The following is a 15,029-nucleotide window of genomic DNA, read 5'->3' on the forward strand; positions in this document are numbered from 1 at the left end:
ATCAGGAAGAGGGGCTATTGCCATGATGGGAGATAACATGTTCGGGAACACCATGTGGGCAGGCCACTGGCTGTGGATGCTGGTGATTGCCATTGTGGTCGTCATTCCGGCCTGGCGTATTTGCCAGCGCACGGGGTATCCGGGATGGATGGGTGTGCTGATACTGATCCCTATCGTCAATCTGGTTCTGTTGTATTTCATTGCATTTGCAGACTGGCCCGCCGATAAAACAGGAGACCAAAATGGCTGAGCATCATCACGCCCATCACCACGATCATCACAGCGATAAAGAAGCCGGCGAACACACCGTCAAGGATCCGGTCTGCGGGATGACGGTAGATCCGCATACCGCGGAACATCGCAGCCAGCACGGTGGTAAAACCTGGTACTTCTGCTCGTCACGCTGCCAGACCAAGTTTGATGAGGACCCAGAACAGTATCTCGGTGAGGAAAAGAAGCCGCAAGAGCCAGTAGCGCCGGGCACCATGTACACCTGCCCCATGCATCCGGAGATTCGCCAGCAAGGGCTGGGGGACTGTCCCATCTGTGGAATGGCCCTGGAGCCCGAGCAGGTGAGCCTGGATGACGGGCCTTCGGAAGAACTCAGGGACATGACTCGCCGCTTCTGGATTGGCCTGGTACTGACGTTACCGGTCTTTCTCCTGGAAATGGGCGGGCACCTGACCGGGCTTGATCACATTGTTGCTCCTCAGACGTCCAACTGGATTCAGATGGTGCTGGCAACGCCGGTGGTGCTCTGGTGCGGTTGGCCCTTCTTCGTCCGGGGTTGGAAATCCGTCGTTAGCTGTAACCTGAACATGTTTACTCTTATCGCCATTGGTACTGGCGTGGCGCTGATCTACAGCCTGGTGGCCACGTTAGCGCCACAGATATTCCCGGGTGCCTTTCGGCAGGAAGACGGCTCGGTGGCGGTGTATTTTGAGGCGGCGGCCGTCATCGTTGTGCTGGTATTGCTTGGTCAGGTGCTGGAACTGCGTGCCAGAGAGAAAACCTCCGGCGCCATCAAGGCTTTGTTGGATCTGGCGCCTGCGACAGCCAGGAAGTTGGATGACGATGGCAGCGAATCCGATGTGTCGTTGGATCAGGTCAAGGTTGGTGACCGTCTGCGGGTGCGCCCCGGCGACAAGGTGCCGTTGGACGGCGAAGTGCTCGAAGGCAGTTCCAACGTGGATGAGTCCATGGTGACCGGGGAGCCTCTGGCCGTCAGCAAGAAATCCGGCGACCAGGTGATCGGCGGCAGTATTAACCAGCAGGGCAGTTTCATCATGCGCGCCGACAAGGTTGGCCGCGATACCATGCTGTCCCAGATCGTTCAGATGGTGGCCAGTGCGCAACGCAGCCGGGCGCCGATTCAGGGGCTTGCAGACAAGGTTGCCGCTTACTTCGTGCCGGCAGTCATCTTGATTGCGATCATCGCCTTCATCGCATGGTCTGTTTTTGGTCCCACGCCGCCCATGGCCTTCGGCCTGATTGCTGCCGTTAGCGTTCTGATCATTGCCTGCCCATGCGCACTCGGGCTGGCAACACCCATGTCTATCATGGTTGGGGTTGGACGCGGTGCCCAGAGTGGTGTGCTGATCCGGGATGCCGAAGCGCTGGAACGCATGGAAAAGGTAGACACCGTGGTGGTGGATAAAACCGGTACGCTGACAGAGGGCAAGCCGCAGGTTACCCGACTTGTCGCGGCAAACGGATTCAGTGACAACGATCTGATGCGCTATGCCGGAGGTCTGGAAAAGGGCAGCGAGCATCCATTGGCCCACGCCATCCTCGATAAAGCCAAGGGTATGGATCTGGAGCTCCCGGATGCAGAGGACTTTGATTCGCCTAACGGAAAAGGGGTCACCGGTCGAATCGATGGCAAGCGGGTACTCCTCGGCAATCGACTCCTGATGGAGTCCGAGAATGTCGACACCGGAAAATATGACGGCGAGGCCGACCAGCTCCGGAAAGACGGCGCTACGGTGATTTTTGCGGCCGTCGACGGCAACGTCGCAGGCTTGCTCGCGATAGCCGATCCGGTCAAGGAAACCACCGAAGCCGCCATCACCGCCCTGCAGAAGGACGGCATACGGGTAGTCATGCTGACCGGCGATAACCGCACGTCAGCCGAGGCTGTTGCCCGCAAGCTGCATATCGACGAAGTGGAAGCGGAAGTGCTGCCGGAAGACAAGGGTAAGATTGTTCAGCGCCTGAAGGGCGAAGGTCGGGTTGTCGTGATGGCGGGCGACGGCGTGAACGACGCGCCTGCGCTGGCCACGGCGGATGTGGGTGTCGCCATGGGCACCGGCACCGATGTGGCTATTGAAAGTGCTGGCATTACCCTGCTTCGCGGTGACTTGATGGGTATTGTGGAAGCTCGCCATTTGTCGATGGCGACCATGCGCAATATCCGGCAGAATCTGTTCTTCGCCTTCGTCTACAACTCCGCTGGCGTTCCGATAGCGGCCGGGGTCTTGTATCCGTTTTTCGGCATACTGCTGTCGCCGATCTTTGCAGCGGCGGCCATGTCCCTGTCCTCGGTCAGCGTGATTGTGAATGCGCTGCGGCTGCGGGTGATCAAGCTCGGGCCTCAACAGTAAATAGGTGATCGGCCTCAGAGTGCTATCTCTGAGGCCGTTGATAATACCGCTTACTGATCCCGGCTGTGGTGGTCGGAGTGGCGCGCGTTAGCCCGTTCCCTGATCATCTGTATGTGAGCCTCATGCATCATATTCAACTCACGCTCGGACATAGACGACATCATCGTCATCATCTTTTTCATATCCGGACTGATCATGCCTTTCATCTCTTCTCCTATCATATCCGGATTATTGCCACCAGGTGATGCGTCATGGGTAAGTCTGCTTCCAGTTATATCAGGGTAACTGCGAGTTTCATTTATCCTGTCTGCCAAGCCAGTATTAGCCGTCGCTATAGTGGAAAAGAATAAGGTGATTGAAACTGCCAAGACTGATTTATTCATAATAATATCCTGTAGTTTAAAGTTATCTGATGATTCAGTTACGTTTCAGTTTTCTATGATGTACTTGCTCTTGAGCTCGGTGTTGGCTGGCTCAGGAAATCGAGCCAGAAAGAGTTTGCGTCTCCACTAGTAAGTTTTGCCGCAGGGTCACCCTGCGGTATTTTTTCGCTTTTCTTTCAGAGCCTCGTGGTAGGCACGCCCTTGTTTGTTCATCATTTTTTTGCGAGCTTCAAAACCCGACTCCGACATGGAATAGCGTGTCATTTCTCTATGCAGACGTTGCATGTCTTCATTCTTAAGTACGTCTTCAAACGATGAATTATTTATGTTTTTTCCATCCATGCTCTTCATGTCTTTTTCATCTGATATGTTGCCTGCAAAGAGGGATGTGGAAATAGTGAATGCTGCGATTAACGCGATCATGCGTTTCATAAATACACCTCCAGGTTAGTTGGTGAGTTTATGAAAACATTGATTCCTGAATTTATCCTGAAATAAAATTTTGTTTGAAAAAATAATTTTTAATCAGGATGGTCGGTATTGATAAAAGTCAATTTTTTGGTTTTTTCATTTATTCAGTTTGGTTTCAGATAAATAAAATAAGATCGCGGGAGGAAAACAATTGATGGAGATGTCGCGTTGTCCTTTCTTCCCCACCTCGTAAAACCCGTTGTTCTAGGTGCTTTGATTTTTTCCAGTCTGCCCAGCTTCGCCGAGCTCAGGCTTGAGTTATCTGATGCTATTGATGTTGCTACCGAGAACGATCCCTGGCTTCGCCAGAGTGTCCAGATTCAGGATGCGCTTCTGGAAGAATCGATTGCCGATGGCGCCCTGCCGGATCCGAGAATGACCATCGGTGCCGCGAATCTGCCCACAGATACTTTTGATATGGGCCAGGAGGCCATGACTCAGGCTACCGTCGGTCTTACCCAGCGAATTCCACGTGGCAACAGCCGTCAGCTGGCAAGTGCCAGAAAAGAGGAGATGGCCGGGGTTCACCCGTTCATGCGCGAGAATCGTCGGGCACAGGTGGCGGAAACCGTCACGCAACTCTGGCTGGGGGTCTGGCGCTCCGAGCAGAGTATCCGATTGATTGAAAGCAACAGAGGCTTGTTTGAGCAATTGGAAGATGTTGCTGAGGCGGGCTACACCTCTGCCTCCATGGGGTCCAGGCAGCAGGATGTTATCCGGGCTTCGCTGGAGCTGACGAGGCTTGAGGACCGGCTGACAGCACTGCAGGTGCAACAGGCATCGAATCGGGAAGCGTTGGCCGAGTGGATTGGTCTGAATCAGGCACAGCTGGCCGTCACCGACCATGTCCCCCGCGAACTGCTGGCAGAACTCCCTTCTGCCTGGGCTGAAACCGCTACTGATTCACTGCCCCGACATCCTGCCGTGCGCGCCACCGATCAGTTGATTGAAGCCCAGAGTGTTGACGTTGATCTGGCCCGCCAGTCCTACAAACCGGAATGGTCGATATCGGCCCAATACGGATATCGGGACCGGGCTCCGAACGGCGAGGACCGGGCCGATCTGTTTTCCGTGGGGATTGGCTTTGATCTGCCCCTTTTCACCGGCAACCGTCAGGACCGAAAACTCAACGCGTATGTGGCTCTACTGGAGGCGGCGAAAACCGAGCGTATCCTGCAGCTCCGTGGGCTTCGCGCCAAAGCCAGGGCTGCCGTTGTCAGAATTCAGCGCCTGGATGAGCGCATAGCGCTGTATGAAAAGACCCTTCTGCCACAAATGGAAGCGCAGGCAAGTGCGGCACTGACGGCCTACAACAACGACGACGGCGACTTCGCCGAGGCAGTGCGCGCGCGAATTGCCGAGCTCAATGCCCAGGTGGAACTGATTCAGATGAAAGCCGAGCGGGCCGGGAATATGGCGAACTTCCGCTACCTGACGGCTGAATCTTCCGAGATCCCTACCTTTTCAATGACCCGTTATCAGGACTGATCATCATGGCTAACTTGGTTCGCCCTCTGGGCTTTGTGTTGCTCGGCGGTCTCGCCGGTGCGGTGGCCACCTACTGGTTTGCAACGGACACCCACGCGCTATCTTCTGCAGAACAGACCAGCTCCGATTCAAAAAAACCGCTGTACTGGGTCGCTCCCATGGACCCCAATTTCAAAAGTGACAAACCGGGAAAATCACCCATGGGTATGGATCTGATTCCGGTGTATGACGACGGCGGATCGGCAGACGATACGGCGGGCACGGTCCGTATCTCACCGACGGTTGTCAATAATCTGGGGGTTCGCACGGAGCCGGTGATTCAGGGGCGGCTGCCCAATAACATCACCACTGTGGGCTATGTGGCCTACGATGAAGACCAGATGGTTCACGTTCATCCCCGGGTTGATGGCTGGATTGAAACGCTGTTTGTCAAAGCCGAGGGAGAGCCTGTTGAACAGGGCAAGCCGCTGTACACCTTATATTCGCCCACCCTGGTGAATGCCCAGGAGGAGCTGCTGTTGGCGATGAACCGTGGCAACCAGAAACTGGTGGAGGCTGCTACAGAGCGGCTGGCGGCGCTGAATGTGCCGGCCAGTCTGATCAGCCGGTTACACCAGAGCCGGGACATTCAGAGGACGATGACGGTTTACGCGCCCCGCTCGGGTGTGATTGAGAACCTGAATGTGCGCGAGGGTATGTTCATCAAACCGGGAGACCGGGTTCTGTCGATCGCTGCGCTCGATGAAGTCTGGGTGATCGGTGAAGTGTTTGAAAGCCAGCTTTCGGCTGTGGAGGCAGGCAACCGGGTGCAGATGACCCTGGATTACATGCCCGGCCGTGAGTGGCGTGGCAGTGTGGATTACGTCTATCCGGAAGTGAACCCCAAAACCCGGACGGCCCGGGTCCGGATGCGGTTTGATAACGAGGATGGTGCCCTGATGCCGGGCATGTTTGCCCGGCTGGAGGTCCAGGGCGAGCGGGGAAAACGGCAGTTTCTGGTGCCCCGGGAGTCGGTTATCCGCACCGGCCAGAGTGATCGCCTCGTTCTGGCCCTGGAGGAGGGAGCTTTCAAGTCGGTAAACGTCAGCGTTGGGCGCGTGGGGGAAAAGTATGCGGAAATACTCGATGGCCTGATGCCTGGTGATACTGTCGTTACATCGGCCCAGTTCCTGATCGATTCAGAATCCAGCAAAAGCTCTGATTTCCAACGGATGTCGGCACCTCAGACCCGGGATGACGGCGGCATGAATCACGAAGGCATGGATCACGGCGCTATGAACCATGGCGCTATGGACCAGAGCCCGATGAGTCAGGATGCCATGGAGCACGACACCATGGATCACAGCACCATGAACCATGGCGGAGGCGAGTGATGATTGCAGCCATTATTCGCTGGTCGGTTGGTAACCGCTTCCTGGTGTTGCTGGCCACGTTGCTGATCACGGGGCTCGGCCTGTATTCCCTGAAACAAACGCCGGTGGATGCCTTACCGGATCTGTCGGATGTCCAGGTTATTATCAAAACCAGCTTTCCGGGGCAGGCCCCGCAGGTGGTGGAAGATCAGGTGACCTACCCGATGACCACCGCCATGCTCTCGGTACCAGGTGCGAAAACGGTCAGGGGATACTCGTTCTTCGGGGATTCCTACGTCTACGTGATCTTCGATGAAGACACCGACATGTACTGGGCGCGCTCGCGGGTGCTGGAGTATCTCTCCCAGGTGGCGCCCAGCCTGCCGGACTCGGCTCGTCCCCAGCTTGGGCCCGATGCCACTGGCGTGGGCTGGGTGTATCTCTATGCCCTGGTGGATCGCACCGGAAATCACGACCTGAGCGAACTGCGCAGTCTGCAGGACTGGTTCCTGAAATACGAGCTGCAAACGGTGCCCGGTGTTTCTGAGGTGGCCGCCCTGGGCGGCATGGTGAAACAGTATCAGGTCAAGGTCAGCCCGGAAAAACTCCGCGCCCTGGGGATCCCGCTGGCCCATATCCAGAACGCCATAAAACGGGGTAATCAGGAAGTGGGTGCGTCCGTGATCGAGATGGCTGAAGCGGAATATATGGTGCGCACCTCAGGTTACATCCAGTCCCGTGATGATCTGCTCTCGATCCCTCTGGGGCTGGACGACAATGGCACGCCCCTTTTGCTTAAAGACGTGGCGACTGTTGAGGTTGGCCCCCAGATGCGCCGCGGCGTTGCTGAGCTGAACGGTGAGGGCGAGACCGTTGGCGGAGTGGTGGTCATGCGCTTCGGTGAGAACGCCCAGGCGACCATCAATGGCGTCAAGGACAAACTAAAGGACCTCAAATCCAGCCTGCCCGAGGGGGTTGAGGTGGTAACGGTCTATGATCGCTCCGGTCTGATCGAACGGGCCGTCAATAACCTGGGTTTCAAGCTGCTGGAAGAGTTCCTGGTGGTGGGTCTGGTGTGCATTGTCTTCCTGTTCCACGTGCGGTCTTCGCTGGTCGCGATTCTCAGCCTGCCGGTGGGCATCCTGGCGGCCTTTATTGTCATGCACTGGCAGGGCATCAATGCCAACATCATGTCACTGGGCGGTATTGCCATTGCGATCGGGGCGATGATCGATGGTGCCATTGTTATGATCGAGAACATGCACAAACACATGGAGCGGACGCCGTTAACGCCGGAAAACCGGTGGGAAGTGGTAACCCGATCCGCTTCCGAGGTCGGGCCTGCCCTGTTTTTCTCCCTGCTGATCATTACCGTCAGTTTTGTGCCCGTTTTCGCACTGGAAGCACAGGAAGGCCGGATGTTTGCGCCCCTGGCCTTTACCAAGACCTATGCCATGGCAGCCAGTGCCGCTCTGGCGGTGACCCTGGTGCCGGTGCTCATGGGATATTTCATCCGGGGCAAAGTGCTGCCGGAGCACAAGAATCCGGTGAACCGTTTGCTGGTCAGTGCCTATATGCCGGTTCTGAAGCTGGTACTTCGCTTCCCGAAAACAACTGTGCTGGCGGCAGTTCTGGCTCTGGTTGTTGGTGTCTGGCCTGCCACCAGAATCGGCAGTGAATTCATTCCGCCGCTGGATGAAGGCGATCTGATGTACATGCCCACCACCTATCCGGGCATCTCGATCGGTAAGGCGCGGGAGCTGCTGCAGCAGACGGACAAGCTGATTGCCACGGTACCCGAGGTTGAAACTGTCTTCGGTAAAGTGGGCCGGGCCGATACCGCAACCGATCCGGCGCCGTTGACGATGATCGAGACCTTTATCCAGCTCAAGCCAAGGGACGAATGGCGGGAAGGCATGACCACGGAAAAACTGAAGCAGGAGCTTAACAATCTGATTCGGTTCCCCGGCCTGACCAATGCCTGGGTGATGCCGATCATCACCCGCATCGATATGCTGGCAACGGGGATCAAGACGCCGGTCGGCATCAAGGTGGCGGGGCCGGACCTGGCTACCATTCAGGGTATTGGCAAACGCCTTGAGGAAATCATGGTGGACATACCCGGCACAGCGTCGGTTTACTCCGAGCGGGTCGCCGGGGGCCGCTACATCAAGGTCGATATTGATCGCGAGCGCGCCGCACGCTACGGACTGAACATTGCAGATGTTCAGCAGGTGGTGGCATCGGCAATTGGCGGTATCAATGTTTCCCGGACTATCGAAGGGCTTGAGCGTTACCCCGTGAATCTTCGTTACCCCGAGGATTACCGGGATTCCCCGGAAAAGCTGGAGCAATTACCGATTGTGACCGCCTCTGGCCAGCGGATTGCGCTGGCGGATGTGGCTGATATCCGTGTGGAGGACGGTCCGCCGGCGATCAAGAGTGAGAACGCCCGGCTGAACGGCTGGACCTTTGTCGATATTGAGGGGGTTGATGTCGGTAGCTACGTCGAACAGGCCATGGCCACCGTGAACGAAGCGCTTGACCTGCCCGCGGGCTACTCGGTGACCTGGTCCGGGCAGTACGAGTACATGCTGCGAGCCAAGGAAAAACTCACCTATGTGGTGCCCCTAACCCTGGCGATCATTGTGATATTGCTGTTCCTGAACTTCCGGCGTTTCGCGGAGGTCGGGATCATCATGGGCACGCTGCCCTTTGCCATGATCGGTGCCATCTGGCTGATGTATCTGCTGGGTTACAACTTCTCGGTGGCTGTAGGGGTCGGGTTCATTGCACTGGCGGGTGTCGCCGTGGAAATCGGCGTGATCATGCTGGTGTACCTGAACCAGTCCTATGCCGCCATGCTGGAAACCTGCGAGGAGAAGGGCCTGACTCCGAGGCGCGAAACCCTTCGCCATTCGGTGCTCCACGGTGCCGGTTTGCGGGTACGGCCGATCATGATGACAGCGGCAGCCATTATCGGGGGGCTGGTGCCCATCATGGTGGGTACCGGCACTGGCTCGGAAGTGATGGGGCGCATTGCGGCACCGATGGTTGGCGGCATGATATCTGCCGTTATTCTGGCGTTGCTGGTGATTCCTGTGCTGTTTTATCTATGGAAGCAGAGAGCTTTGAAGGATTGATGTTGACCGTATGCCTGAGCACGACTACTCAAACCTGTCCCAATAGGGCGGATCACCAAAATAGCCGTCGATGAAGTCGATGAAGCTGCGGACCTTGCTTGCCAGTAACTGGCGGTGAGCGTAGACGGCGTATAGCCCCAGCGGCTCCGGTTCATGTTCCGGCAGGACGATCATTAACTTGCCTTCCTGAATGGCGGGGCCCGCGATAAAGGTCGGTTGCAGGGCAATCCCGGCCCCGGCAATGGCTGCCTCGACAAGCACGTCGCCGTTGTTGCTGACCATTCCCTGCAGGTTGTCACTGCGGTTGTCCTGGAGCCACTTCTGCGGGGGATGGTTGGAATCCGGGTCCATGTAGCTGTAGCGCAGGTACTGATGGTCCCGGAGGTCTTCCGGTTTGCCGGGGCTGCCGTATCGTGCCAGATAAGCTGGAGAGGCACACAGCACCAGCCGCACCGGCGCCACCCGCTTGGCGATCAGGGAAGAGCTTTGCAGGCGGCCGATGCGCAGCGCGATATCGAAGCCTTCCTCGACTATGTCGACTTTCCGGTCATTGAGTTGCAGATCAATACCCACGGCGGGGTGCATTCGCTGGAACTCGGTCAGCAGGGCCGGCATGTGGCGAATGGCGAAAGAAACCGGGGCACTGATGCGCAGCAGGCCCTGGGCCTCGGTTTGCAGGTCGCCGAGCTGGTTTTCCAGATCATCAATATCGCTGAGCACCTGCTGGGCCCGCGGGTAATATTGCCTGCCTGCTTCGGTCAGGTGGAGCCTGCGCGTGGTGCGGTTCAGCAACCGAACGCCCAGGTGTGTCTCCAGTTGAGACACGTATTTGCTGACCAGTTGTGGCGAGGTGTCCAGGCGGTCAGCGGCTCGGGTGAAGCTGCCTTCGTTGACCACTGTCACGAAGGTGCGCATGGCTTCAATACGATCCATAGCGGTGTCCTGATCGGAGTTGTGCTGATGATTATCAATAAAATGACGATAATATAGCAACAAGAGTCATCTTAGTCTTTGAGATTGGTGATAGTAAAGTGAACCCATAGCCTGAAGCCGGGGCTTCGGGACAAACCAATCAGAGAAAGACTTGAGGTGATGATTATGAACGCTCAATTCACAAAGGCATTACTCCAATCCAATGGTGGCTTTGCTGCACTGGCACTGAGGGTTCCGGTGGGTCTGATCCTGGCCGCGCATGGTGCCCAGAAACTGTTCGGCTGGTTTGGCGGATACGGGCTGGAAGGTACCGGACAATGGCTGGCCAGTATTGGCCTGGAGCCTGGCTACCTGATGGCCTTGCTGGCAGGTGGTGCCGAATTCTTTGGCGGTCTGGCACTGGTGCTCGGGCTACTGACACGTCCGGCGGCGGTGGTTGCGGCTTTCACCATGTTGGTGGCCATTTTCGCGGTGCATATCGGTAATGGCTTGTTTATGGCCAATAATGGTTACGAGTATGCACTCACGCTGTTTGCCGCCACCGTCGCTCTGGCGATTCAGGGCGCAGGCCGGTTCGCTGTCGATAACCTGTTACAGAAAGAATGCTGAACCGGGGAGAACGCCATGAGTAAAGCGACCGATGTACTGTTTGTTTCCCACGGTGGCGGCCCCATGCCGCTGCTGGGAGATCCCGGGCACCAGGATATGGTGGACCGGTTAACAGAGCTCGCGGCTGACCTGCGCAAACCCTCTGCGATACTGGTGATCAGTGCCCACTGGGAGGAGGCGATCCCGACCATTACCTCAGGTACTACGCCGTCGCTGATTTACGATTATTACGGTTTTCCTTCGGAAGCCTACAAGATCGAATACCCCTGCCCGGGTGAGCCGGTGCTGGCGCAGCAGGTCGCCCAGGCGCTGGATCAGGCTGGTATCCAGGCCCGCCTGGATGACCAGCGGGGTTTTGATCACGGCTTGTTTGTGCCGCTTAAACTGATGTATCCGGAGGCAACGATTCCCTGCATTCAGCTCTCACTGGTCAACACTCTGGATGCCAGCACGCACCTTGCGATTGGCCGGGCATTGCGGGCACTGGATTACGATAACCTGCTGGTGCTTGGCTCCGGCTTCTCGTTCCACAACATGCGGGCCTTCTTTGCTGCACAGACGCCGGAAATCCAGGCCCGTAATCTGGCCTTTGAGGACTGGCTAGAGCAGACCTGCGGCGACAGCTCCCTGTCGGAGCGGGAGCGGGCGAAGCGCCTGACAGATTGGGAGCAAGCGCCCCATGCCCGGTTCTGTCACCCCCGGGAAGAGCACCTCCTGCCCTTGCACGTGTGCTATGGCCTCGCCAACAAAGCCAGCGACCGGCACATTGCCGCAACCATCCTCGGGAAACAGTCGGGGATGTTTTACTGGGGCTGAATCAGTGCAGCTTCAACCGTGGCTGCATGGCCCGACTGATCTTGTCCATCAGCCAGATCACGCCGGTTCGCAGGAAACCGTGCAAGGCCACCTGGTGCATTCGGTACAGCGACACGTAGAACAGCCTGGCCACTTTCCCTTCGATATACATACTGCGGCCGGACAGGTTACCCATCAGGTTGCCGACGGTGGTGTATTTGCTGAAGTTGATCAGTGAGCCATGGTCGTTGTACACGAAGGGAACGGCTTCTTTGCCTTCCAGCCGGTTGCAGAGGGTTTTGAACAGGGCATCGGCCTGCTGGTGTGCGGCCTGGGCACGTGGTGGCACCGGCCGGTCGGATTCCGGCTGCGGGCAGGCGGCGCAGTCACCAAACGCGAAGATATCCGCATCTTTGGTGGTTTTCAGGGTCTGTTCCACCAGCAGCTGATTGCCGCGATTGGTCTCCAGGCCGTCCAGTTCCGCCAGGAACGGCGGTGCTTTGATGCCAGCGGCCCAGATGGTCATTTCCGAGGGCAGTTCAGTGCCGTCCTTCATGATCAGACTGTTCTCGCGCACCTCGCTTACAGGTTGTCCGGTCAATACCTTGACCTTCTGGCGTTCCAGTTCCCGGGTGGCTGCGGCGGAAAGGCGCCCGGGCAGCGCAGGCAATATGCGGTCGGCCGCCTCGATCACGCTGATGGAAACATCGGAAGATTTGAGGTGGTTCATGCCGTAGATGGGCAATTCGCGGGATGCCAGTCTCAGTTCGGCGGCCAGTTCCACGCCCGTGGCTCCGGCACCAATGATGCTGATGTTCAGGGCATGGGGCTGGCCCTGAAGGGCTTCGTGGTTTTTGCGCAGGAAGGCGTTGAGCATCAGGTTATGAAAGCGGCGGGCCTGCTTCAGACTGTCCAGGAACAGGCAGTGGTCCTGTGCGCCGGGGGTGCCGAAGTCGTTCGCGGTGCTGCCAACGGCAATCACCAGGGTGTCGTAATGAAGGCGCCGTTCCGGCACTACTTCTTGGCCTTCTTCATCCCGGAACGGGGCAATCACGATCGCTTTATTGGCCCGGTCCAGACCGCTCATGCGGCCGAGCTGAAACTCGTAATGGTGCTTGCGGGCATGGGCGCGGTAATTGATTTCGTTGGCGCTGGCGTCCAGCGAGCCGGAGGCCACCTCATGCAGCAGGGGTTTCCACACATGGGTAAGACCGGCGTCGACCAGGGAAATACGGGCTCTGCGTTTTTTGCCAAGCTTGTTGCCCAGACTGGTGACCAGTTCCAGACCGCCGGCTCCGCCGCCGACCACGACTATGTGATGAAGGTTTTCCATAACGTTTCAGACCTTTAAGTGATGAGAGCCAAACGCTCTCGGATGAAAGCGCTTGGCTGTCGTCACTGGCCTGAATGTCTATGATTAGGGAGCTAATACAGGGGCGTATACTACCGCCGATGTTGGAGCGAGACAATTGAGCCCAAGTACCTATTGGCTCCATCGTTGGTATTGTCGGGCTGGACACAGAGCCGTTGGCGCTGCTACAAACTTCTCATCCACTTGAAGAACAGACAGGAGAAAGCGACGTGAAACTGCAGGTTCGAGGTGTTGAGGAAGGCCAGCCGGTACCGGAAAAGTTTGCCTTCGGTGTGTTCAGTGAGCAGGACCACATGAGTTTTGGTCCCAACCGGAATCCGGAGCTGGTCTGGGATGGTGCACCGGAGGGCACCAAAAGCTTTGTGGTAATGATGTTTGACCCGGATGTGCCCAGCGTCGCCGACGACGTCAATCAGGAAGGCAAGACCGTACCGGCCGACCTGCCACGCGTCGATTTCTTCCATTGGCTGCTGGTGGATATTCCCGCTGGCACAAAGCGGATCCCGGAAGGTGAAGACAGCGACGGTGTCAGTCCCAAGGGCAAGGATTATGGACCTGGCCCGATTGGTGTCCGTGGTGTGAACAATTACACCCAGTTTCTGGCCGGCAATCCGGACATGGCCGGCACCTATGCCGGTTATGACGGCCCCTGCCCGCCCTGGAATGATGAAATCATCCATCACTACCACTTTGAAGTGCATGCTCTGGATGTAGACACCCTGGGCCTGGAGGGTGAATTTGACGGCAACGACGTGCGTCAGGCCATGGCCGGACATGTGCTGGCCAGTGCCCGGGTAACCGGCACCTACACGCTTAATCCCGCCCTTCGCAAGTAGTTGCAGCCAGCGGAGCCGGCCACATCGGCTCCGCTTTCATCAAATTGTCTTGGTGCTGTCACCCCGGTGTCACCGGGTGTTGCCAAGGTGATGTCAGGATCCTGAAAGCAGGCCTGTTCTCACCGGAGGCACCATGCGACAGTATCGAAGTGTATTCATATCCGACGTCCATCTGGGTACCGCCGATTGCCAGGCGGACTATCTGCTGGATTTCCTGAATAACATTCAGTGCCAGACCCTTTACCTGGTGGGCGACATCGTCGACCTGATTGCCATGCAGCGACGGGCTCATTTTCCCGACAGCCACCGGCAGGTTATCCACAAGCTGCTGGAGCTGGCCGCAACGGGAACCCGGGTGGTGTACATCCCGGGCAATCACGATGAATTTTTCCGGCGTTTCTGTGGCCAGACCTTTTCCGGCATCGAATTGCAGTACAAGGCTGTGCATACCACCGCCGATGGTCGTCAGTTTCTGGTCTGCCACGGCGACCAGTTTGACCAGGTGGTGCGCTGCAGCCCTTTGATGCTGCTGGTCGGCGACCGCGCCCATGGGTTGTTGTTGCGTCTGAACCGCTGGTTCAACGCCCTGCGAAGGCTGCAGGGCAAGCCCTACTGGTCGCTGGCGGCCTGGATCAAAAGCCGGATTGGCAAGGCCAGAACCTTTATCCGCCGTTTCGAGTTGGCGGCGCTGACCGCGGCGGAGAAAGGCCACTATCACGGCTTTATCTGCGGCCATATCCACTCGGCGGGCTTTCTGCGCAGTGAGGATGGGTTGTATTGCAATGATGGTGACTGGGTGGAGCATTGCACTGCGCTGGTGGAGCAGGAGAGTGGTCGGCTGGAGCTGCTGCACTGGTCTGAATCGCCGGTTACCCTGAGCCGGGAACCGGAGGCGCCGAACCCGGAGCTGGCCGGTGACGCCCGCCCTGTGATCGATGCGTTGCCGGCTGCGTTTCTGGAGCAAATCAACGGCCCGGCCAGGTGACCCTCAATTCCGGACTCGATACGCGTCCAGAATGGTCGTCATCTCCTGGCCCAACGGTT

13 protein-coding genes are annotated in these 15,029 nt (G+C 57.5%); 9 read left to right on the plus strand and 4 right to left on the minus strand.

Annotated elements, in window-relative coordinates; all coding sequences use genetic code 11:
- Positions 1-22: 22 nt before the first annotated feature.
- Both ACF8YQ_RS00635 and ACF8YQ_RS00640 read left to right on the plus strand, forming a co-directional pair.
- Positions 23-250, plus strand: coding sequence for a hypothetical protein (locus tag ACF8YQ_RS00635; RefSeq protein WP_022990675.1), 228 nt, complete (start codon positions 23-25; stop codon positions 248-250).
- Positions 243-2,603: a heavy metal translocating P-type ATPase gene (locus tag ACF8YQ_RS00640; protein ID WP_396622299.1), complete on the plus strand. Its 2,361-nt coding sequence runs from the start codon at positions 243-245 to the stop codon at positions 2,601-2,603. Before ACF8YQ_RS00635 ends, ACF8YQ_RS00640 begins: the two co-directional genes overlap by 8 nt.
- A 50-nt stretch (positions 2,604-2,653) precedes the next feature.
- Here the strand turns inward: ACF8YQ_RS00640 and ACF8YQ_RS00645 are convergent, their stop codons facing one another.
- Positions 2,654-2,809 carry a hypothetical protein gene (locus tag ACF8YQ_RS00645; protein ID WP_014420109.1) on the minus strand — a complete coding sequence of 52 codons (156 nt, stop codon included), beginning with the start codon at positions 2,807-2,809 and terminating at the stop codon, positions 2,654-2,656.
- Positions 2,810-3,133: 324 nt separating this feature from the next.
- Positions 3,134-3,418, minus strand: coding sequence for a hypothetical protein (locus ACF8YQ_RS00650; protein ID WP_224850651.1), 285 nt, complete (start codon positions 3,416-3,418; stop codon positions 3,134-3,136).
- 252 nt (positions 3,419-3,670) lie between these two features.
- On the opposite strand from ACF8YQ_RS00650, the gene ACF8YQ_RS00655 reads away from it, so the two are divergent.
- Genes ACF8YQ_RS00655 through ACF8YQ_RS00665 form a run of 3 tightly spaced genes read left to right on the plus strand, consistent with a single transcriptional unit; the run spans position 3,671 to position 9,440 of the window.
- Positions 3,671-4,945, plus strand: coding sequence for a TolC family protein (locus tag ACF8YQ_RS00655; protein ID WP_396622300.1), 1,275 nt, complete (start codon positions 3,671-3,673; stop codon positions 4,943-4,945).
- 5 nt (positions 4,946-4,950) lie between these two features.
- Positions 4,951-6,318 (plus strand): efflux RND transporter periplasmic adaptor subunit, encoded by a 1,368-nt coding sequence (locus ACF8YQ_RS00660; protein WP_396622301.1) that lies wholly within the window; start codon positions 4,951-4,953, stop codon positions 6,316-6,318.
- Positions 6,318-9,440, plus strand: a complete 3,123-nt coding sequence (locus ACF8YQ_RS00665) for an efflux RND transporter permease subunit (RefSeq protein WP_278802198.1) — start codon at positions 6,318-6,320, stop codon at positions 9,438-9,440. Before ACF8YQ_RS00660 ends, ACF8YQ_RS00665 begins: the two co-directional genes overlap by 1 nt.
- Before the next feature lie 24 nt (positions 9,441-9,464).
- Here ACF8YQ_RS00665 and ACF8YQ_RS00670 read toward each other — a convergent pair whose 3' ends face one another.
- The gene (locus ACF8YQ_RS00670; RefSeq protein ID WP_114434384.1) at positions 9,465-10,373 is read right to left on the minus strand and encodes a LysR family transcriptional regulator; all 909 of its coding nucleotides are present in this window, start codon (positions 10,371-10,373) and stop codon (positions 9,465-9,467) included.
- A gap of 165 nt (positions 10,374-10,538) precedes the next feature.
- Here ACF8YQ_RS00670 and ACF8YQ_RS00675 point away from each other — a divergent pair, with 165 nt between their 5' ends.
- Positions 10,539-10,982 carry a DoxX family protein gene (locus ACF8YQ_RS00675; protein ID WP_396622302.1) on the plus strand — a complete coding sequence of 148 codons (444 nt, stop codon included), beginning with the start codon at positions 10,539-10,541 and terminating at the stop codon, positions 10,980-10,982.
- Positions 10,983-10,997: 15 nt separating this feature from the next.
- Entirely contained in the window at positions 10,998-11,798 is an 801-nt protein-coding gene (locus ACF8YQ_RS00680) for a DODA-type extradiol aromatic ring-opening family dioxygenase (RefSeq protein WP_396622303.1), read from the plus strand.
- A gap of 1 nt (position 11,799) precedes the next feature.
- Here ACF8YQ_RS00680 and ACF8YQ_RS00685 read toward each other — a convergent pair whose 3' ends face one another.
- A complete protein-coding gene (locus ACF8YQ_RS00685) occupies positions 11,800-13,110 on the minus strand; it encodes an NAD(P)/FAD-dependent oxidoreductase (protein ID WP_396622304.1) in 1,311 nt (436 codons plus the stop codon).
- Between the two features lie 248 nt (positions 13,111-13,358).
- On the opposite strand from ACF8YQ_RS00685, the gene ACF8YQ_RS00690 reads away from it, so the two are divergent.
- The gene (locus ACF8YQ_RS00690) at positions 13,359-13,985 is read left to right on the plus strand and encodes a YbhB/YbcL family Raf kinase inhibitor-like protein (protein WP_396622305.1); all 627 of its coding nucleotides are present in this window, start codon (positions 13,359-13,361) and stop codon (positions 13,983-13,985) included.
- 133 nt (positions 13,986-14,118) lie between these two features.
- On the plus strand, positions 14,119-14,970 hold the full coding sequence (locus tag ACF8YQ_RS00695) for a UDP-2,3-diacylglucosamine diphosphatase (protein ID WP_396622306.1): 852 nt from the start codon (positions 14,119-14,121) through the stop codon (positions 14,968-14,970).
- The last annotated feature ends 59 nt before the right edge of the window (positions 14,971-15,029 follow it).

It is taken from the genome of Marinobacter sp. W-8 (assembly GCF_044342215.1).
Lineage (GTDB): Bacteria > Pseudomonadota > Gammaproteobacteria > Pseudomonadales > Oleiphilaceae > Marinobacter > Marinobacter nauticus.